General features: G+C 51.8%; 15 protein-coding genes. 11 read left to right on the top strand and 4 right to left on the bottom strand.

Annotated features, from left to right (window positions below; genetic code table 11):
* Positions 1-71 precede the first annotated feature (71 nt).
* The 3 genes from ldpA to C7I86_RS14820 all read left to right on the top strand — a co-directional run bounded on the left by ldpA (position 72) and on the right by C7I86_RS14820 (position 3,764).
* Positions 72-1,259: a circadian clock protein LdpA gene (ldpA, locus tag C7I86_RS14830; RefSeq protein WP_010874023.1), complete on the top strand. Its 1,188-nt coding sequence runs from the start codon at positions 72-74 to the stop codon at positions 1,257-1,259.
* Between the two features lie 160 nt (positions 1,260-1,419).
* The gene (gene crtH, locus C7I86_RS14825; RefSeq protein WP_010874022.1) at positions 1,420-2,925 is read left to right on the top strand and encodes a carotenoid isomerase; all 1,506 of its coding nucleotides are present in this window, start codon (positions 1,420-1,422) and stop codon (positions 2,923-2,925) included.
* A 62-nt stretch (positions 2,926-2,987) separates the two neighbouring features.
* Complete coding sequence (locus C7I86_RS14820) at positions 2,988-3,764, top strand: D-alanyl-D-alanine carboxypeptidase family protein (RefSeq protein WP_010874021.1); 777 nt, start codon at positions 2,988-2,990, stop codon at positions 3,762-3,764.
* Between the two features lie 12 nt (positions 3,765-3,776).
* Here C7I86_RS14820 and C7I86_RS14815 read toward each other — a convergent pair whose 3' ends face one another.
* Complete coding sequence (locus C7I86_RS14815; protein WP_228670064.1) at positions 3,777-4,940, bottom strand: pyridoxal phosphate-dependent aminotransferase; 1,164 nt, start codon at positions 4,938-4,940, stop codon at positions 3,777-3,779.
* A 71-nt stretch (positions 4,941-5,011) separates the two neighbouring features.
* Between C7I86_RS14815 and mgsA the strand changes: the two genes are divergently transcribed.
* Together mgsA and C7I86_RS14805 are read left to right on the top strand one after the other, a co-directional pair.
* A complete protein-coding gene (gene mgsA, locus C7I86_RS14810; RefSeq protein WP_010874019.1) occupies positions 5,012-6,313 on the top strand; it encodes a methylglyoxal synthase in 1,302 nt (433 codons plus the stop codon).
* 233 nt (positions 6,314-6,546) lie between these two features.
* A complete protein-coding gene (locus tag C7I86_RS14805; RefSeq protein ID WP_010874018.1) occupies positions 6,547-7,557 on the top strand; it encodes a sirohydrochlorin chelatase in 1,011 nt (336 codons plus the stop codon).
* A 57-nt stretch (positions 7,558-7,614) separates the two neighbouring features.
* On the opposite strand, the gene gatC is transcribed toward C7I86_RS14805, so the two are convergent.
* The 3 genes from gatC to C7I86_RS14790 form a co-directional block, all read right to left on the bottom strand.
* The gene (gene gatC / locus C7I86_RS14800) at positions 7,615-7,929 is read right to left on the bottom strand and encodes an Asp-tRNA(Asn)/Glu-tRNA(Gln) amidotransferase subunit GatC (RefSeq protein ID WP_010874017.1); all 315 of its coding nucleotides are present in this window, start codon (positions 7,927-7,929) and stop codon (positions 7,615-7,617) included.
* 56 nt (positions 7,930-7,985) lie between these two features.
* Positions 7,986-8,903 carry a branched-chain amino acid transaminase gene (locus tag C7I86_RS14795; RefSeq protein ID WP_010874016.1) on the bottom strand — a complete coding sequence of 306 codons (918 nt, stop codon included), beginning with the start codon at positions 8,901-8,903 and terminating at the stop codon, positions 7,986-7,988.
* Between the two features lie 95 nt (positions 8,904-8,998).
* The gene (locus C7I86_RS14790; protein ID WP_010874015.1) at positions 8,999-10,753 is read right to left on the bottom strand and encodes a M61 family metallopeptidase; all 1,755 of its coding nucleotides are present in this window, start codon (positions 10,751-10,753) and stop codon (positions 8,999-9,001) included.
* A 249-nt stretch (positions 10,754-11,002) separates the two neighbouring features.
* On the opposite strand from C7I86_RS14790, the gene C7I86_RS14785 reads away from it, so the two are divergent.
* The 6 genes from C7I86_RS14785 (at position 11,003) to C7I86_RS14760 (ending at position 21,450) form a co-directional block, all read left to right on the top strand.
* Positions 11,003-12,211 (top strand): response regulator, encoded by a 1,209-nt coding sequence (locus C7I86_RS14785; RefSeq protein WP_010874014.1) that lies wholly within the window; start codon positions 11,003-11,005, stop codon positions 12,209-12,211.
* A 137-nt stretch (positions 12,212-12,348) separates the two neighbouring features.
* The gene (locus tag C7I86_RS14780) at positions 12,349-12,708 is read left to right on the top strand and encodes a response regulator (RefSeq protein ID WP_010874013.1); all 360 of its coding nucleotides are present in this window, start codon (positions 12,349-12,351) and stop codon (positions 12,706-12,708) included.
* A gap of 137 nt (positions 12,709-12,845) precedes the next feature.
* Positions 12,846-13,424 (top strand): chemotaxis protein CheW, encoded by a 579-nt coding sequence (locus C7I86_RS14775; protein WP_020861981.1) that lies wholly within the window; start codon positions 12,846-12,848, stop codon positions 13,422-13,424.
* Positions 13,425-13,685: 261 nt separating this feature from the next.
* Entirely contained in the window at positions 13,686-16,688 is a 3,003-nt protein-coding gene (locus C7I86_RS14770) for a methyl-accepting chemotaxis protein (protein ID WP_010874011.1), read from the top strand.
* Positions 16,689-16,733: 45 nt separating this feature from the next.
* A complete protein-coding gene (locus tag C7I86_RS14765) occupies positions 16,734-17,225 on the top strand; it encodes a methyl-accepting chemotaxis protein (RefSeq protein WP_010874010.1) in 492 nt (163 codons plus the stop codon).
* A 16-nt stretch (positions 17,226-17,241) separates the two neighbouring features.
* Entirely contained in the window at positions 17,242-21,450 is a 4,209-nt protein-coding gene (locus tag C7I86_RS14760) for an Hpt domain-containing protein (RefSeq protein ID WP_010874009.1), read from the top strand.
* Positions 21,451-21,481 lie beyond the last annotated feature (31 nt).

Raw genomic sequence — 21,481 nt, 5'->3', positions numbered from 1 at the left:
TATAGTTTACCCTAAACCTTTCCGTGAATTGCTCTGGGCATTGTTGACGTGTCGGGGAGTGCTTTGGTTCTGTGACAAGTAGCGAAATTTCACTTATCTCCGGGAAAACAGACAATTTCCCTGGCCACCAATACCATGGCCCCAGGCAATCCCTGGAGCGGGGACGCTGGGTGAAATTAATTTGTGGAGCTAGCTATCAGGATTTAACTGCCATTCGAAATTTAGTCTTGGTCTACACGTTGGCAGGGGTAGACTGTATTGACTTGGCAGCGGATCCGGCGGTGGTGCGGGTGGCCCAGGAAGGCATCAAAGTTGCTTTATCTTTAGCCAATTCCTCTCACTATGAAGTTGAAACATTTGACTATTCGATCCAACCCCCTTGGTTGATGGTGAGCCTCAATGATGGGGAAGATCCCCATTTTCGCAAAGCCCAGTTTGATCCCCAAAAGTGTCCTCCGGATTGTCCCCGACCCTGTGCTCAGGTTTGTCCAGCTTGGGCGATCACCAGTGATGCTGATGAAGTTGTCCCCACAGGAGTGTGGGCGGAAAAATGTTACGGTTGTGGCCGCTGTTTACCCATCTGTCCCCAGGGAATTATTACTACTTATTCTCATCAAGCAACGGTGACTAGTCTGGTCCCTTGGTTGGAGTTGGGACAAATCGCTGCCCTGGAAATCCATACCCAGGTGGGACATGAAGAACGGTTTCAGCAACTCTGGCGTAGTCTGGCTCCGGTATTGACTCAACTCCAGGCGATCGCCATTAGTTGCCCCTACCATGCCGAGGCGGTGGAGTATCTGCAAACCATCTCTGGCTGGCTGGGGCCATTAGCAATGCCGACAATTTGGCAAACCGATGGCAGGCCCATGAGTGGGGACATTGGCCGGGGTACTACCCATCTTTGTCTCCACTACGCTGATCAGGTGCTGCAATCTTCCCTATCGGGGTTTGTGCAGTTGGCCGGGGGCACCAATTGCCACACTATCACCAAGTTAAGCTCCCAAGACTTTTCTGTTCACCAATCAAAACGAATGGTTAATGGCGTTGCTTTTGGCAGTTGCGCTCGCACCCTCATTGCCCCGGTGTTGCAGGCGGCAGAAGCTAGACAGCAGAATCCCCTTGCCCCACTCCATTTGGAAGATTATCCCGATTTACTCCAGCAGGCGATCGCCTTGGCCCAGTCTTTGGTGCAACCCTGGAAGGAACGTCGGACATTTTCGGAGAATGTCTCCAACAATATTGACAATAATTTGCAGTAATCTGTATAGTGATTTCACAGTGTTCTCTTCTCAAGGATTCAGTAGGGGGTGGCTCGGCGATCGAGTGCTCCCTGTTTTTTTGGCGGCAAAACCTTAAACTGATTAGTTGGATTGCTCCGTGTCCGTTGTTAACTTTTTGCCCTAACCAGACCAAGAAACCATGACTGTTTCCCCTTCCTACGACGCAATAGTAATCGGCTCCGGCATTGGGGGATTGGTCACCGCCACCCAGTTGGTATCCAAGGGTTTGAAAGTATTGGTACTAGAGCGTTACCTCATCCCCGGCGGCAGTGCTGGTTATTTTGAGCGGGAAGGTTATCGCTTTGATGTGGGGGCCTCAATGATTTTTGGTTTCGGCGATCGGGGTACTACTAACTTATTAACCAGGGCCTTAGCCGCTGTGGGACAGGCATTGGAAACTCTCCCCGACCCAGTGCAAATTCATTACCATTTGCCGGGGGGGCTAGACCCCAAAGTTCATCGGGAGTACGAAGCTTTTTTACAGGAGTTAATCGCCAAATTTCCTCAGGAAGCCCAGGGTATCCGCCGCTTCTATGATGAATGTTGGCAAGTATTTAACTGCCTCAACACCATGGAATTGCTCTCCCTGGAGGAACCCCGTTACCTGATGCGGGTATTTTTTCAGCATCCGGGGGCATGTCTGGGTTTAGTGAAATATTTACCCCAAAATGTGGGGGACATTGCCCGCCGCCATATCCAAGACCCGGATTTACTGAAATTTATCGATATGGAATGCTATTGCTGGTCCGTAGTGCCGGCGGACTTAACCCCCATGATCAATGCCGGCATGGTCTTTTCCGATCGCCATTACGGGGGCATTAACTATCCCAAGGGGGGCGTGGGACAAATTGCCGAAAGTCTAGTAGCTGGGCTAGAAAAATTCGGTGGCAAAATTCGTTACGGAGCCAGGGTAACCAAAATTATTCAGGAAAATAACCAGGCGATCGGGGTGGAACTGGCCAACGGTGAAAAAATTTATGGCCGGCGCATCGTCTCCAATGCTACCCGCTGGGATACCTTCGGGGCGTTAACGGGAGATCAGCCCCTACCTGGGAAGGAAAAACGGTGGCGCAGAAATTATCAACAGTCCCCCAGTTTCCTCAGCTTGCATCTGGGGGTAGAAGCGGATCTATTACCAGAAGGAACAGAATGTCACCACATTTTGCTGGAGGACTGGGATGATTTAGAAAAGGAACAGGGCACCATTTTTGTCTCCATTCCCACCCTCCTCGACCCCAGCTTGGCTCCCGACGGTTACCACATCATCCACACCTTCACCCCCAGTTGGCTCGAATCCTGGCAAAATCTTTCCCCCCAGGAATACGAAGCCAAAAAAGAAGCCGATTCTGGTAAATTAATCGACCGCCTGGAAGCCATTTTTCCCGGACTTGATCGGGCACTGGATTATATGGAAATCGGCACCCCCCGTAGTCACCGCCGCTTTTTAGGGCGACAAAATGGCACCTATGGCCCCATCCCCCGCCGTCGCTTACCGGGTTTACTGCCCATGCCTTTCAACCGCACCGCCATACCGGGCCTATATTGCGTTGGCGATAGTACTTTTCCAGGCCAGGGTTTGAACGCCGTCGCTTTTTCTGGTTTTGCCTGTGCCCATCGCCTAGCGGTAGATTTGGGGGTACGGTGATGACCGCCAACATTCTCTGGCACAATGGGGCCAAGCAATGAGCTGCAACGATCGCCAACTGCATGGGTAAAAAACCAAAATCTTCCTTTAACGTCAACCAGGATGACATCCCGGAAGTAATTCGGGACAATCCAGCGGGGTCGCCCCAGTCCCAACCCTTGTCCCCCATACCGCTGAAATTAATCGCGGCCGGCTTGGGGATAATTATTCTGGCTTTATTGACGTTGTTGGCCCTGTGGCCCAGGCCCGAGCCCGCACCGGAAGTGGTGACAGAACCAAGTCCCACCCCCACGGCAACCCCCATTGATAACCTGTTGGGGCACTTGCCCTATGAAGAGGCTCCCCTGGGGGAGTTGAAAAATATTACCCCCGACGGCCGTTTAAAGTTACGCCAGGCCGCCGCTGACCAATTTTTGCTTATGCAACGGGATGCCAAGGCCCAGGGCATTTCCCTTGTCCCCATTTCCGCCTTTCGCACTGTGACCGAGCAGGAACAACTTTTTTTTGACATCAAACAACAGCGCAATCAAGAGGCTCGACAGCGGGCCGAAGTCAGTGCCCCCCCCGGTTACAGCGAACATCACACCGGCTATGCGGTGGATATTGGCGATGGCAGTGCCCAGGCTACTCATTTAAGTGCAAGTTTTGCCCAAACGAAAGCCTTTAATTGGCTCCAAAATAATGCGGCCAAATACAGTTTTGAATTGTCTTTTCCCCCGGATAATCCCCAGGGCATTGCCTACGAACCCTGGCATTGGCGTTACGTCGGCGATCGCCAAAGTTTAGAACTGTTCTACAAAGCAAGAAACTTACCGCAAAAAAACGAGAATAATCCTTAAACCTGAACTAAATCAACAGATACTTTTTAGACCCTGCTCCAGTCTGGCAATGGCAACGCTAGCCGTGGCCTGCCGCAGAGCACCATAGGCAATACGGAGATAGCAACCCGAATCCACGCCAAAGGTGGAACCTGGTAGCACCGCCACCTTAAATTCATCAATTAACCTTTTCACTAGCTCTAAATCCGTCAAGGGGCTATTAACTTCCAGCAAACAGTAAAAAGCCCCCTGGGGCACCACTAAACGACAATAGTCAGACAATTGACCTAGGGTTTCTAATAGTTGCTGGCGACAGGCAGCCATCTCCGGTAAAAATTGGGCTGAATAATTCTTGCCCACCCGTAAGCAAGCAAGGGCGGCATATTGGGAAACCACCACCGGGCAGATCAGATTGGTATCCTGAATTTTTTTGACCGCTAGCAATAGTTCCAGGGGAATGACCATATAGCCGACCCGCCAACCGGCCATGCCATAGGCCTTCGAAAAGCTGTAGAGGGAAATGGTATGGCCTCCACTATCCCCCATGGCCTCAGGGGAGAAAATCGGAGTCTGGTCGTAGGCAAAATAATCGTAGGCCTCGTCGTGGATGTGGTAGATACCCCGCTCCTGGCACAGTTGGTTCACCGCCCGCAAATCTGCCTCTGGATAAATGGCCCCGGTGGGATTATTAGGCGAAATGGTCACCACCGCCCTAGTCCGGGGGGCGATCGCCTGGGCAATGAGGTCCAGTTGGAGTTGATATTGATCATCAGTGGGCACCAACACCGGCTGACACCCCGCAATTCTGACCGCCATTTCATGGTTGAAGTAGTACGGCGTATTGAGAATGATTTCATCTCCCACCTCCGTAATGGCTAGCACTGCATTTAAAAAACCCATATTGGCCCCAGCCGTTACTACCACAGCTTGGTCGGAAGACAGGTTAATATCGTTATCCCGTCGCAACTTTTCCGTTAAAGCAGAAATTAGGCTTGGTATGCCCGCCACTGGCTGATACTGATGCAGAGGAGTTTGCTCCAGACTTTCCCGCACCGCCACGGCCACCTCGTTAGGGGGAGGATAAAAAGCCACCCCTTGGCCCAGGGAAATCGTACCGGGGGAATCGACAATCCACTGTCCAACCACGGGAATAACCGGAGACTGAACCAAATCCATACGGCTAAAGGCTGTTTCCATTACCATTGTGAATCTGAACCTGTGAATTTAAGGTAACGCTTCAACTCTCCACTCCACCATCTGGAAACACCATGGCTGCCCATATAGCCCTTATCGCCCACGACAACAAAAAAGACGCTCTGGTTAATTTTGTCCAACAGCATAAATCCCTTTTCTCTCGCTATGACCTCATCGCCACCGGTCAAACAGGGGAATTAGTGAGGAACAAAACCGGCTTGGCCGTGGATACTGTTTTTTCTGGCCCCCTGGGGGGGGACACCCAAATTGCCACCCAAATCATCGATGGGACCATTGCTGCCGTCATTTTTTTGATTGACCCTCTCTATGCTCAACCCCACGAGCCGGACATCCGGACCCTGTTAAGGCTTTGTGAAGTGTACAACGTTCCCCTAGCTATTAATTTAGCCACCGCCAAAGCAGTGATTAAACTATTGGGTAAAACTAAAACTGGCCATCTAATTTTTAATCCCGTGGCAGGCCAGGGCAATGTGGAGCGGGAGCTAGATTTAATCAAAGAGCATTTACAGTCGGAAATTAATCTCAAAATTACTTTCACCAGTGCCGAAGTCAACGTCACCGACCAAGCCAAGGAAATTGTTAAGCGAATCAAGCAGGCCAACGAACAATCGGACGGGGAAGGAGATAGCTTTATCATTGCCTCCGGCGGTGATGGCACCGTATCCGGCGTAGCGGCGGCCCTCGTCAACACCGGCATTCCCTTGGGCATTATCCCCCGGGGTACCGCCAATGCTTTTTCCGTTGCCCTGGGCATTCCCACCCAAATCCCTGGAGCCTGCCAAACCATCAACCGGGGCATCACCAAAGTGGTGGATACGGCCCTGTGTAACGACATTCCCATGCTCCTGTTGGCCGGGGTCGGCTTTGAGGCGGAAATGGTGGAAAAAGCAGACCGGGAACTGAAAAATAATCTGGGGGTGATGGCCTACATTTTTGCTGGCATTCAACAGGCCAGGGAACAGGAGTTGTTTGAAGCCCACATCGAAATTGACTCAGAAACCACCACCATGGAAGCTAGCGCCATTACGATCGCCAATGCGGCCCCTCCCACTTCTGTGTTTGCCCAGGGAGCAGGGCAGGTATCCTTCACCGATGGGTTGCTCGACATCACCGTGGCCAGTAGTCAAACGGCATTACAGGGTCTGCAGGTAGTAACTAACCTGTTCACTTCTGCCCTGTCGAAAAATCCCAGCGATAATGAAAACGTGCTGCATCTCTATGGAGAAAGCATTAAAGTGACCACCAGTCCCCCGCAAAAAATTGTCGTTGACGGTGAAATCATTGGTACTACTCCAGTGGAGGTTAAATGCCTGCCCAAAAGCTTAAACATCTTTGCTCCAGTGGAAAACAGTTGAGCTTAGCGGTGCTGATGCTCTCCCTGGGCATAGTCCAGTACCAAGCAACCCTGGCATAATGAGCCATGGCTGGGGTCAAATCCGCCCAATCAACTTACCGCAATTTCTATGTCGGCGGTCTAGTCTAGGTCTGGATGTTATCCGTTGTGGTCCTTCTCCAGCAATCCCCTGAACTGCCTTGGATTCAGTGGGCCTAGCTCGATTTTTTTGTTATTTATCAGTCCATCATTCTAATGACCTTAACCAGTGTGCCCGCCCCTGTTTCCCTTTTTCCTGAACTTGAGCTTCCCCCCCTTCCCTATCACAGACCCCTACTGATGATTGGCCATGGCACTAGGGACGAAGACGGTCGCCAAACATTTTTAGATTTTGTGGCCCAGTACCAAGCATTAGACCATTCCCGCCCGGTGATCCCCTGTTTTTTGGAGTTGACGGAACCCAATATCCAGGCCGGGGTGCAGCAATGTGTAGACCAGGGCTTTGAGGAAATTTCCGCTCTGCCCATTTTGCTCTTTGCGGCCCGCCATAACAAATTCGATGTCACCAATGAGTTAGACCGCAGTCGCCAAGCCCATCCCCAGATCAATTTTTTCTACGGTCGTCATTTTGGCATTACCCCAGCCATTCTTGATTTGTGGAAAGCACGGTTGAATCAATTGGATAGTCCCGAAGCCAATCCCCAGGGCATTGACCGCCAAGATACGGTGCTGTTGTTTGTGGGTCGGGGTTCCAGTGATCCCGATGCCAACGGTGATGTGTATAAAATGGCCCGCATGCTCTGGGAAGGCAGTGGCTACCAAACTGTAGAAACCTGTTTCATTGGCATTAGCCATCCCCGCTTAGAAGAAGGGTTCCGTCGGGCGAGGTTATATCAACCCAAGCGGATTATTGTTTTGCCCTACTTTTTGTTTATGGGTGCCTTGGTGAAGAAAATTTTCACCATCACTGAGGAGCAACGGGCCACTTTTCCCGAGATTGAAATTCAATCCCTGTCGGAAATGGGCATTCAACCGGAGTTATTGGCGTTGGTGCGGGAACGGGAAATTGAAACCCAATTGGGACAGGTGGCGATGAATTGTGAGGCCTGTAAGTTTCGCCTCGCTTTTAAAAATCAGGGCCATGGTCATGATCACGGCCACGGACATCACCATCATGGTCACGACCACGGCCACAGTCACGGGGAATGGGTCGATACTTACATCGAGCCCACGGCCTACCACGAAAAAATTTGGCAGGCTCCCTAGACAAGTTGATCAACCAACGGGAAAAAAAGTTAATCTCCACCTGGTGACTAGACTAAATTAAGCTTCGTCACCGCCCATAATACGGGGGACTCGAAAAAAGTCTCCCTCCGGTTCCGGGGCGTTATCTAGCAGAGCTTGGCGGGTGGTGGCCGCATTGTCTCCGTCCCAACTGATTTGGCGATCGCCCCGGACAATGTTGCTCAACTCGATCGCCCTGGTGGTGGGTTCCACTCCTTCGGTGGGCAGTTCGTTCAATTGGTCAAAGTAGTCCAAAATGCTGCTCAACTGGGAAGCAAATTGACTTTCTTCCTCCGGGGTAATTTCCAAACGGGCCAGGTGGGCAATTTTTTGAACTTGGCTTTGATCCAACATGGGTTAACTCTAATTCTTTAAGTTCAGTTTAAAGGCGCTAATCTTGCCAGGAAAAATTAGCCATTCAAAGGAATTTTAAATACCCAATCTTGATATTTGGGTTCCCGGTTTTCCGTCACCGCTGTCAACACGGAGCGTAACTTTTCTGTAATCGGGCGATCGCCGCCCAGGGTAAAGTTCTCAATCCTTTTAACCGGGGTGATTTTGGCCGCAGTACCACTCAAAAATACCTCGTCGGCAATCATCAATTCCGATTTATCGATGGGGCGTTGGCAGGTGGGAATGCCCAAATCCGCTGCAATGGTGAGAATACTATCCCTAGTAATCCCTTCGAGGATGTCCTGCTCATTGCCGGGGGTAACAATTTGCCCATTCCGTACCATGAAAACATTCATGCCGGTGGCTTCACAGACCTTACCTTGGGAATTCATCAAAATAGCCTCATCAAAGCCCGATTCCACCGCTTCCGTTTTAGCCAAAGCAGAGGTAATGTAGGCGGCGCTGATTTTGCCCCTTAGGGGAAAACTCCGGTCTTCTTGGCGATACCAGGAACTGATACGGCAGCTAACTCCGTCGGCGGCGAGGTAATCCCCCATTTCCAAGCCATAAACCAGGAAATCCTTCTCCAGATTGTGCAAACGGGGGGCAATGCCCAAACCGGAACTGTACACCAATGGACGGATGTAAAAGGATTTATCGGGCTGATTTTTCTTAACAAAATCAACAATAACTTCCTTGATTTTTTCTGCACTGATGTCGTAGTGCAAAAACTTGGCACTCTTACTCAGGCGATCGCCATGGCGGTCCAGACGGAATAGTAGAATGGTGCCCGGATCTTCCGGGTCGGGAATACCCCGCAAACCCCCAAAGGCCGCCGTCCCATAGTGGAGGGCATGGGTAGCAACGGAAATTTTGGCATCCTCAAACGGGACAAACTTATCTTCAAAGTAGGCGATCGGCAAAAACTTGTGCATCAGAAAATCAAAAAAAAGACTTGTACTCCCTACTCCCTGGACTTAACCCCGGTCATCCAAAGGGGAATAGTGTGCTACCCGTGTTTTCCAGGGCATTAGGATTCACCTAGCCAGCCCGCCAGATTTTGAAGTTGGCTGTCCGAGGGGTCGGCTATGGGCACCACTTCATAACGGTTTGCTTGGGGAGATGCCAACACCACATCCACCGTTCGCAAAAGATCCTGATGAAACACCGTTAACTGAATCATATCATTGGCTTGGTAGTCTTTCAGCCGCAGGGAAAGCTGTTCGGCCCCAACCCGTACACCATTGATGGCCAGTAACAAGTCCTGGGGGCTAATGCCAGCCATGGCGGCGGGGGAATGGGCCGCCACAAAGGTAATTTTTTCCTGGCCGGCCTCGGATTTAACCTTAATGCCCAAATAGGGAGTTAAATCTTCCTGCATGGGCTTAATAACCAAGCCAAAGGGTTGCAAATAATCATTGAGGGGAAGTTCCGCCGTGGTGTGGAGATAGGTATGGAAAAATTCAGTTAAGTCCGTGTCCGCCACCCTGGAAATTACTGCCTGCAATTGTTCCGGGGTAAAACCAATTTCTTCCCGCCCAAATTCTTGCCACATTGCTCGCAAAACATCATCAAAGGAACGCTGGTTTTGGTGTCGTTCCCGAATCAGTAAATCCAGCATTAATGTTACCAATTCCCCCTTGAGGTAATAGGACATTTGGCTATTATCACTGTTGGCATCCCGACGATAGAGTTTGATCCAAGCGTCAAAACTAGATTCCGCCAAAGGTTGCACCAAGCGCCCTAGGGTCTTTAGGTAACGGGTAATCTCCTTGCCCAAATTTTTTAAATAGGTCTGGCGATCGTAAATTTCTGCCCTGAGGGGAATGAGCAGGTCATAGTAACTGGTGGTGCCTTCGGAAAACCAGAGGGAAGGGGTGTAATTTTCCTGGTCGTAGTCAAATTTCTCCAAAGCGATGGGACGAATACGCTTAATATTCCAAAGATGGAAAAATTCGTGGGCCACCAGTTGCAAAAACCGTTGGTATTTTTCCGGATCTCGAAAGCCAAAGCGGTCATAGTTCAGCACACAGGAATCTTTATGCTCTAAGCCGCCATAGCCCTGGTTAGAAGTGTGGAGAATGAACCAGTAATGGTCGTAGGGTAAATTCCCAAATAGTCCTGCTTCAACGGCGATGATTTTTTCCGTATCTCTAACTAACTGTTCCCCATTCAAATTACTTTCACCCCAAACCACAAAGTGGTGCTCCTTACCCTGGGTTTCAAAGGCGTAATCCCGATGAATCCCCACTTCCACCGGGCTATCTACCAACGTGTCAAAGTCCTGGGCATAGAAAGTTTTGGCTCCCGTAGTTGAATCCGTTGCCTTACAGGGCAGGGCCGTGGCGATCGCCCAAGCCGGTTCGGGAGGAACAACGGTCAAGGCTAGAGGCCTGTGGGTATGTCCTGGCAAGTAGAAAAACAATGCTGCCCCGGTGAAGAAACCATGACTATAATCCAAATGATTGGTTCTTACGGTTAGTTCATCGGCATAAATGCGATAGGAAATGGCAATATTTTCTTCCTCTCCACAGGCAATGGCCCAATGGGCCTTACCCAACTTTTGGTGCTCTAAATATTCGCCGTTGCTGAGACCTTGAGCTTGGAAGTCCTGCAAATGGCGCTCATATTCCCTTACCAGATAGGACCCTGGTGTCCAGACGGGAAATTTCAGTTCTAGTACAGAAGCAGTGAAGCCTTGAATATGCAAATCCACGGTGAAGTAGTGGGTCTGGGGCGTTGGCATCGCCACTTGGTAGTGCAGATGGGGGAGAGTAGGGAGCATGGTGGCTGGAGAAGTTTGCCTTAGTAACTGTCTCCTTTTTGTACCGCATTTACACCGTTGATGGCAGGGATCAATCCTGGTAATCCTATTTAATCTTGTGCGATAATGGTTAATACAAAAGCTTTTGCCAAAGTCCCCTCGGTGAGGTCGATGAAGTTTTCTTGCGTACTTTGGCGACCCATACCCCTTTCAGGGCAAGCTATAGATATGCCCCCCTCCTGCTGTTGACCTGCCTCTTCCTTTGATTAAATGACAGCTCCCACCCCCTCCTCCCACTCAGTTCCAATTCAGGAATTTACTGCCTCCAGGCAGGCCAGTTTCTTTGATGGACTGAAGCAACCCCGTTTTAGCGGCCAACTAATCCTCTCCAGTGCAACGGGGGAGAAATGGTCTTTTTATCTCTACATGGGTCGGATCATGTATGCCACCGGGGGGATTCACTCCGTCCGCCGTTGGCGCCGACAAATTGCTTCCTATCTGCCCCCCATTGCCGCCAACCTGGCCTCGGTGCAAACCGATTTGGCCAGCATTGATCCCCAAGATTTACAAATTTGCTGGGAATATCAACTGCTCTGCCACTGGGTAGCTCAGCAGAAAGTTACCAGGGAGCAGGCCGCTCGGCTGATTCGGGCCACGGTGGTGGAAGTACTGTTTGACATTACCCAATCCATGGAAGTGGCCTGTGATCTACGCCAGGATAATTTGCTTTCCACTAGGCTGGTGCTGATTGACGCGGATCAGATGATTGCGGAATCCCAGCAGTTATGGAGCAAATGGCAGGGGGCCAAGATTGCAGACCGCTCCCCCAATGCGGCCCCTATCATTCGTCAGGCGGAACAGTTACAGCAACGCACCACTCCCCAGGTATACCAAACCCTCAAACAGTTGCTGGATGGTAATCAGTCCCTTCGGGACTTGTCGGTGCGGATGAAGCGAGATGTGCTGAGTGTGACCACTTCTTTGTTGCCCTATCTACAGTTGGGGTTGGTGGAATTGATTAAAATTCCCGATTTGCCCCCGCCCATTGCGCCCCCAGTGAGGGGCGTGGTGGCTCAGCCTGATGTGCCCAGTGGTCCCCTGATCGCCTGTGTGGATGACAGTCCTTTGATCTGCCAAACCATGGAAAAAATTCTTACTACAGCCAATTATCGGTTTGTAGGAATCAATGATCCCCTACGGGCGATCGCCATTCTTCTGGCCCGGAAGCCGGATTTGATTTTCCTCGATTTGGTCATGCCCAACGCCAATGGCTACGAAATTTGTGGGCAATTGCGTAAATTGTCCATCTTCAAAAGTACTCCCATTGTCATCCTCACCGGCAATGATGGCATTGTTGACCGAGTGCGGGCCAAAATGGTCGGCTCCACAGATTTTTTAAGTAAGCCCGTCAACCCGGACATGGTTTTGCAGACTATTAAAAAACATCTCCATGACCAGGCATCGCTGCCAGCGGAATAACTTGACCCAAGGAGGCCCCGGAAAATTGTGGAGTCTCCCTTGATTCCAGGCCAATACTTTTGCGGTTTGGTTTAGGATCTATAACTGTTTACTATTTACCGTTCACTTTTCGACTAATTAAGCACTGAGGCAACATTATGGGCAGCGCACTTGTTATTGACGATTCCTCTACAGAACGTTCAATTATCAGTGATTTTTGTCAGAAACTAGGCATTAACGTCACCACCGCCATCAGTGGAGAAGAAGCCCTGGAAAAACTTTCCCAGGCAGTGCCGGACGTAATTATCTTAGATATTGTGCTGCCGGGGCGCAGTGGTTTTGAAATTTGTCGAGAATTGAAAGACAAAGACCGGACTAAAAGTATTCCAATAATCCTCTGTTCCACTAAGGCCACGGATATGGATAAATTTTGGGGCAAACGCCAAGGGGCGGACGCCTATATTACTAAACCCATTGACCAAGAGGAGTTCAACACGGTAATCAAGCAATTTATCTGAACTTTATATCCCCCATGCTTTCTTTCCGGTTAATTTTTTCCGGCTAACCAATGCCCGAGCCGATGGACGAATTAGCTGTTACTAAAGCTGATTGATTTTTCCGGTCCCCCCTGGGACGGTTTTTAGGAGCAACTGTTTTGCCAGCCAACACCTTTTCCTCTGATACCATGCTGGGTGATATCCAAGTCCCCCGCCAGCAGTTTTTGCAATTTACCCTCGAACCAGACACCAACTTAATTTTGCCTCTGTTTCAGTTAACGGAGATTCTGACGGTGCCCCTGGGACAAATCACCCCCATTCCCCACATGCCTTCCTGGACCATGGGGGTTCATAATTGGCGGGGAGACGTGCTCTGGGTGATTGATTTTGGCGCTTTTTTAGGGCTAACCTCTTGGCACCTCCAATCTGGTTCCCGTACCAACTATCGGGTTATCATTTTAAATGGAGGCGTCCCCTTCGACCTTGATCCCAGCCAACGAAGGCGATCGCCGGGTCAACGCAACCAGATGTTGGGACTGGTGGTCACAGAGGTAAAGGACATTACCTGGTGTGAAACGGATCAAATTCAATCTCCCCCTGCCGCCAGCATTGGTTCAGACCTTGCGCCCTACGTGCGGGGATTTTGGGTCAGCCCTCCAGGGGTAATGTATGTGGTATTGGATGCCCAAGCTATTGTGGGTCGTCTGATGACTACTCCCCGGGCTGCCTCCAGTTAACTTTTATTGATTTTTATTGAATTTATTAAACTAATCAACCTATCAGTTTGCTAATTATTGGCTAAATTTTCTACACTTTTGACTGGAATTCTCGCTCCATCGGCAAGCTAACTAGGACTGGAGCAACTACGGTTTTCTTCTTAGTGCTTGTGTTTCTCGCCTTGACTTTAGGGTAGACCTCCACCCAAGGGCCATTACCGTGCTTGAGGTACTGATGTCCACCCTGCCCTACCCATGTTGCCTAACTGGTAAGTTTTAACCATGACCCAAAATCCTTCCTCCGATCGCCGTCCTGACACTGCCCAATCCGTCGCCAATGGCGAGACCCTTGATGGCGCTCTTTTTACTGGGTTGACGGACACGGCCGCTGCCCAGGACGAATCGTCGGAAACCAGCGCTTCTTTTGCCACCATCGATGGAGAGGATAAAAGTGAGGTAGGGGATGCCCTGGATTGGTTTAGCGATGGCAAGGAAACTGACATCAACGGGGATGAGGCAGACCGTGGAATCCAGGCAGATACACAAGCAAAAACATTGGTTTCCCTGGAAAATTTGACCGAGGAACCGGAGATAGATGGGGCTGAGTTCATGGCAGAGGCTTTTATAGCAGAAAATACCGCCGTGGAGGATGTTTCCCCTAACCCCAACCCCGCCATTGACACCGATGCCCTGGCCGCACTGACCCAATCGGCCGTAGAGTTGACCCCGCCGCCCCCGATCAATTTGCCCAAGGTGGAGTTACCCCCCATGCAACCCCTGGCTCCCCTCATGGCGATCGCCGACCCGGATAATTTGAGTCCGATGTCTACCTCAATCCAGGCACCTACCCAAAGTGGAGGACTTTCCCTCCGCAATAAAGCTGTGTTGATAGCCCTGTTAATTGGTTTGATCCCCGCTGGGGTGATTGGAGGGCTCAATCTCAGCAGTGTGGACAGGCTTCCAGTGCCCCAAACGGAACAACAGGTCAAGGACTCCACCACTAAGCAAATCCGTGACCAAATTCTGATTGGGCTTTTGGTGACCGCGGTGGGGGCTGCCTTCGTTGCCTACTGGATGGTGGGGGAAAATACCAAAGCTCAAACCGCCCTGGCCTTGAAAGCTAAGCATTCCCACCGGAACCTCGACCAACCTCTAGCCGTGGCCGGTGATGAACTGGCGATCGCCGACCAAACCATTGATGCTCTCAGTGCCCAGGTGGAGAAATTGCGCCACCAGCAGGATTTATCCCTTAAACAAGCAGAACTGCTGACCGAACTATCCCGGGCCAACCTTTCCGACATTGACGAAATTCAAGGCGTAATTCAGAAGAACCTCGACCAAGCCAGAGCTTTGTTTGGTTGTGAGCGACTAGTGTTTTACTACCATCCCCGCTATCAGCCTGAAGCCATGGTAGTGCAAGCTTTGGACTTAACCACTCAAGGTTTAATTGACAGCAAAGATCCCCATCCCTGGGGCCAGGAAGATATGCCTTCCCAGATCGTTGCCATCAATGACACCAGCGGTGCCAGTATCAGTAACCCCCATCGCCAATGGTTAGAGCAACATCAAGTCAAAGCGAGCTTGACCGTACCTCTACACCGGGATAACTACCCCCTCGGCCTGCTCATGGCCCACCATTGCCAACGTCCCCACCAGTGGGAAATGAGGGAAAGACAGTTTCTTCAGCAGTTGACCGAAGAACTACAAACCACCCTGGACCGGGCCAACCTGATCCAGGAAAGAAATGAAAGCGCCCAGCAAGCCCAAATCCTTAAAGAATTGACTCTGAAAATTTCCGCTGCCATCAACAGCGAGCAGGTTTTTGACATCGCCGCCCAAGAAATTCGTCTGGCGCTCAAAGCAGACCGGGTCATTGTCTATCGGTTCGATGCCACCTGGGCCGGCACAGTAATTGTGGAATCGGTAGCAGAAGGATATCCCAAAGCCTTGGGGGCCACCATTGCCGACCCCTGCTTTGCTGATAGTTATGTAGAAAAATACCGTTCTGGACGTATCCAAGCCACCCGAGATATTTACAACGCCGGCCTGACCCCCTGCCACATTGGCCAGCTCAAACCCTTTGAAGTCAAAGCCAACCTTGTCGCCCCCATCAACTACAAAGGCAATCTGCTGGGACTACTCATCGCCCACCAGTGCTCCGGGCCGAGGGACTGGCACCAGAATGAAATTGATTTATTTGGCCAATTGACTGTGCAGGTGGGACTAGCTTTAGAACGCTCCGACCTCTTAGCCCAACAGAAAATCGCCGAAGTAGAACAACGACAAATGCGTGAAAAAATGCAAAAGCGGGCCTTGGAACTGCTGATGGAGGTAGACCCTGTCAGTCGAGGGGACTTGACCATCCGAGCCCACGTGACCGAGGACGAAATTGGCACGATCGCCGACTCCTACAACGCAACTATTGAAAGTCTGCGGCGCATTGTAACCCAAGTACAAACCGCTGCTAGTCAATTTACTGAGACCACCGACACCAACGAAGTGGCAGTGCGGCAACTAGCCCAGCAAGCCAATCGCCAGGCCTTGGATGTGGCAGAGGCCCTGGAGCGGCTTCAGGCCATGAACAAGTCCATTCAAGCAGTGGCAGAAAATGCTGCCCAAGCAGAATCAGCAGTACAACGGGCGACCCAAACGGTGGACCAAGGGGAAGATGCCATGAACCGCACCGTGGATGGCATTGTCGCAATTCGGGAAACGGTGGCCGCCACCGCCAAACAGGTGAAGCGATTGGGGGAATCATCCCAAAAGATCTCCAAAGTGGTGAACCTAATTGGCAGCTTTGCTGACCAAACCAACCTCCTAGCCCTAAATGCTGCCATTGAAGCCGCCCATGCTGGTGAAGAAGGACGGGGATTTGCGGTGGTAGCCGATGAAGTACGTTCCCTGGCACGGCAATCAGCGGAAGCAACGGCAGAAATTGCCCAATTGGTGGCGACAATTCAGGCGGAAACGAATGAAGTAGTGAATGCCATGGAAGCGGGCACCGAACAGGTAGTGGTGGGAACCAAATTGGTAGAAGAAACCAGGCGGAGCTTGAACCAAATTACGGCGGTGAGTGCCCAGATTAGTGGCTTGGTGGAAGCGATCACCTCTGCGGCCATTGAGCAGTCCCAAACCAGTGAATCGGTGACCCAGACCATGGCTCTGGTGGCCCAGATTGCGGATAAAAACTCCAGTGAAGCGAGTGGGGTATCTGCCACCTTTAAGGAACTGTTGGCAGTGGCCCAGTCATTGCAAGAGGCGGTTAAACAGTTCAAAGTGCAGTGATCTGACCAAATGTATAACTAAACCCATAACCGACATTCAATCAATATGTCCACCATTGCAAGCGAATACCAACCCCCCAAGGACCAGACGGCCATGCTGTCTGGGCAAATTAGCCAGGGACAAGCGGAGAGTCTGCAAACCATGCGTAGTGTGAGGGCTACCATGGCCACCACGGGGGAACAACTGGAAAAGTTGGATAGTTCCACCCAGGAAATTGCCAAAGCAATTAATTTGATTCGACAATTTGCGGCCCAGACCCATCTGTTGGCCCTGAAGGCGTCCATTGAAGCGGCCCGGGCTGGGGAGGAGGGCCGGGGCTTTTCGGTAATTGCAGACGAAGTGCGGAGTTTAGCGGCCCAATCGGCGGAAGCAACGGCGGCCATGGAGGCTTTAATTGTGACGATCCAGTCCCAGGCGAGGGAATTGACCGGCAGTATCAGGGAAAGCAACCAGCAACTGAATGGCCATCACCAACAATTGGAAACAAACCAGCAATATTGGCACCAACTAGCTGAAACCCTCCTATCTAACCCTTAATTTCCCCTTTGCCCCCATGCTCAACTCCGACATTCGTGACCACGCCTACCAGTTTTTCATTGAAGAAGCACCGGAATTGCTCAGTGTGATTGAAATGGGGCTGTTGGAGTTGCGGGGAGAGAGGACACCAGCCCAGATCCATGGCATTATGCGGGCGGCCCATTCCATTAAGGGCGGGGCGGCCAGTGTGCAACTACCGGCCATTGAAGAATTAGCTCACCGGCTGGAGGACATTTTCAAGGCGCTCTATAGCGATGCGGTGGTGGTGGATGACAGGTTGGAAGGAATGCTCTTGGAAGGGTTCGATTATCTTAAACAAGCCCTCACCACCCAGATTGAAACGGGGCAGTTGGAGCATACTGAAGTTTTGGTGCAGGGGTTGCCGGTGATTGCGGCCATTGAGGAGCAGTTGGGGGAACATCTGGCGGCGGGGGAACAGTTTCTGCCCAGCTCTGCTGACTTGGGGGTGGACATTGTGGCATCCCTGTTTGAGGTGGACGTTGCCCAAGGGTTGGCAGAGATTGGCGAGGCGTTGGCTGGGGATGACGAAGAAAGGTTGCGGGGAACCCTGGCGGCCCAGACGGAAATTTTTGCCGGGCTGGCGGAGATTCTCAATTTGCCTGGATTTAAGGAAATTACAGATCTGGTGGCGCAGGGCTTGGATAATCCTGGGTTATCTGTCGGGGAATTAGCATTAGTGGCGGTGGAAAATTGGCAACATAGCTGTGGCCAGGTGCTGGAAAAAGGCGATCGCCAACGGGGAGGAGAACCGAGTGAAGCGCTGTTGGCATTGGTGCGGGGGCAAGGGGAACGGGATTTAGCCGCCATAGCGGGGTTGGAGGAAGTGTTTGGCGGTGGGGAAGTGGGGGAAGAATTTTGGGGTATGGACTTTCCGGAGCTGGGGGACATTCCTACGGCCATTAGCACAGCGGAGGAAAATGTCTTTGCGGCATGGGAGGAAACACCGACGGAGATGACATTCCAGCCAGGGGAAGGGGACATTCCCGCTAGCGATCGCCAGCCCAGCCTGGGGCCAGAACGGGTGAATCTAGAAGAACCGGCCTATCGATTTTTCATTGAAGAAGCGCCAACACTGCTACAAGAAATCGAAACGGGGTTGTTGACCATTGGTCAAGACCGCTCAGCGGCGGTGGTCCATGGCATTATGCGGGCGGCCCATTCCCTCAAGGGGGGAGCGGCCAGTGTGGGGTTGGAAACAATTAAACATATTGCCCACCGACTAGAGGACATTTTCAAGGCGCTCTATAGCGAAGAGGTAGTCCTAGACCAAACGATGGAAACCCTGTTATTGCAAGGGTTTGACTGTCTGCGGAACCCCTTGGAGCAACAAATCGACCAGGGGTACTATGATCCAGAAACGGCCTGGCAGAGCGCCCAGGGGCCGATCCTAAATCTAGAGCAACGGTTGGGAGTCCATCTGGCAGCGGGGGAACAGTTTCTACCCAGCTCTGCTGATTTGGGGGTAGATGTGGTGGCGTCCATATTCGAGGTGGACATTGCCGGGGGCATGGCGGCGGTGACAGAAGCTCGGCAACGGGGCCCGGAAGCCCTGCGGGAAGCCCTGACCAGTCAAACGGAAATTTTCCTGGGGCTAGCGGAAATTTTGAATTTGCCAGGGTTCCAGGGGATTTGTGCGGCGGTGCATCAGGCCCTGGAAGCCAACCCAGAACAAGTCTCTACTATTGCTAATCAGGCTTTGGCAGACTGGCAAGTTGCTACTCAGCAAGTGTTGGAAAATGGCGATCGCCAACGGGGAGGGGAAGCAAGTACCGAACTTTTGGCCCTGGGTCAAAGGCTTGCTGCTCCGGCAGAATCCCGGCCCCAACCAACTTCGGCTCCGGCTCGAGTCCTGGGGGATCTATTTTTTGGTGATGACGAAGATGAGCTAGAGGAAGAACCTTCTCCCCCCACTACACCAATGACTGGGTCATGGCAATCTCAGCCCGAGCAGCAAGTGTCCCCAATCCTAGAACAAACCACCGTAGAGGCTGAAACGGTGGAATCGCCTCCTTCCCTGGAGGATGTTTTTGGCGGGTTGACCGCCGATGAACTGGGGAAAGAATCCCTTTCTCCCGTGGCTGAGGTGGATTTTGTCGATGCTTCCCTAGAAACGTTATCTCTGGTGCAGGCGGTAGAGGAAGCCTTTGATTCCTTGCCCCCCTTAGCAACGACCCCAGCGACCATTCCCCAGGCTGAAGTAGAGGCAGTGGCAGCTCCGGCTCCTCCCGTGGAACGCACCCATGAACGGCGGGCCATGCCCAGGGAGCAAAATCCAGCTAATCTTTCCATCCGGGTGGATTTTCAACGGTTGGAGCGGATGAATAATTGGGTGGGGGAATTGGCCATTAATCGCAATAGCCTGTCTTTACAAAATCAGCAATTGCAAACGGCTGTGGGAGCCCTGGGGCAACGTTTTGGCACCTTCCAGACCATGGCGCTGAAACTGAGGCAGTTGGCGGACCAGTTGGCAATCCGGCCGGAGGGGGAAGCGATGTTGCGGGCCCAGCCAAGGTCCCAGGGATGGCTAGAGCATAACTTCGATGCCCTGGAAATGGATTCCTATGGCACCCTATCGGCCCAGTTGCAGGAAATTTTGGAAGAAATGATGCAGTTGGAGGAGGCCGTGGATGATGTGGTGCTATTTTCCAGGGCGGCCAATCAAACAGTGGATGCCCAAAAGCAGATGCTATTTTCCCTGCGGGATGAGCTGATGTGGGCCCGGATGTTGCCCCTGGGGGAAATTTTGCAACGTTTTCCCCGGCTGCTCAGGGATATGGCTAGTAAGTTTAATAAGCCGGTGCAGATTAAGCTCCATGGCACGGGGGTGTTGGTGGATCGTTTGGCGTTGGAAAAACTGTATGACCCCTTGCTCCATCTACTCCGTAATGCATTTGACCATGGTATTGAGGATGAGGGGACCCGGTTGGCCATGGGGAAACCGGCCATGGGGACCATTGAGGTCCATGCCTATCACCAAGGCAATCAGACCATCATTGAAATGCGGGATGATGGAGGCGGGCTGAACCGGGAAAAGATTCTGCGGCGGGCGGTGGAACGGGGTCTGGTTACTGAGGAGCAGGGGCAACGGTTAACAACGGAGCAGATTGATAATTTGATTTTTGAGCCCAACTTTTCTACGGCGGACCAGGTGAGCGAGCTGTCGGGCCGGGGTGTGGGGCTGGATGTGGTGCGGCAACAGTTGCAGGCGCTGAAGGGAACCATTGTGGTGTCTTCTCGCCCTGGGCGGGGGACGGTGTTTTCCTTGCGGTTACCCCTGACCCTCACCATTGCTAAGTTGCTGGTGTGTTTGGTGGGGCAAAACCAGGGGGCTCCAACGGCGATCGCCATTCCTTCTGATAGTGTCGCGGAGTTGATGGTACCGACGGCGACACAGATCAAAACCAGTGGGGGACAACGCTTTCTCCATTGGCAAGAGTTGACTATCCCGATTTATTCCTTGACCCAATTACTGCCCTATCACTGTCCTTTGTCGGAGCAACAAACTAGTAAGTTGTTGACCACGGTACCCCAACCAGATAATTGGCATTTACCCCTGGTGCTACTGCGGCTCGGTCAGCAATATTACGCTCTGGAAGTGAACCGTTTGGTGACGGAACAGGAATTGGTAATTAAACCCTTTTCGTCTCTGCTACCGGCCCCTTCCTACCTTTATGGGGCTACTATCCTGGCAGATGGCACCCTGATCCCGGTGGTGAATGGGGCGTTGCTGTTGGAATGGCACTGGCAAAAGGGAACAGACAATTTGGCCATGGCCGATGGAGGGGTGGAACCTCTTCCCACTCCAGGGCGGAGGGCCAAAACGATTTTGGTGGTGGATGATTCGGCGGCCCTACGGCGTACCCTGGCTTTCACCCTGGAAAGGTCTGGTTACCGGGTGATGCAGGCTAAGGATGGGCAGGAGGCCCTGAAGACACTGGCCCAAGCCGGGGAGGTGGATTTGATTATTTGTGATGTGGAAATGCCTAACCTTAATGGCTTTGAGTTCCTTGGGCAACGGCGACGCAATCCAGATCTACTCAAAATTCCCGTGGCCATGCTCACTTCCCGGGGCAGTGAAAAACACCGACAGTTAGCCAAGACCTTGGGGGCCAACGCCTATTTCACCAAGCCCTATATTGAGCAACAGTTCCTCGGAGCAGTGCAAGAGCTTCTGGCCACTGGCCTGTTATCGGTCAGCAGTTAATTAACAGTTATCATTTTCCTTTTTCCCCAAT

The organism is Synechocystis sp. IPPAS B-1465, assembly GCF_003015225.1.
Taxonomy (GTDB): Bacteria; Cyanobacteriota; Cyanobacteriia; order Cyanobacteriales; family Microcystaceae; genus Synechocystis.
This window is presented reverse-complemented; position numbering and strand designations above follow the sequence as displayed.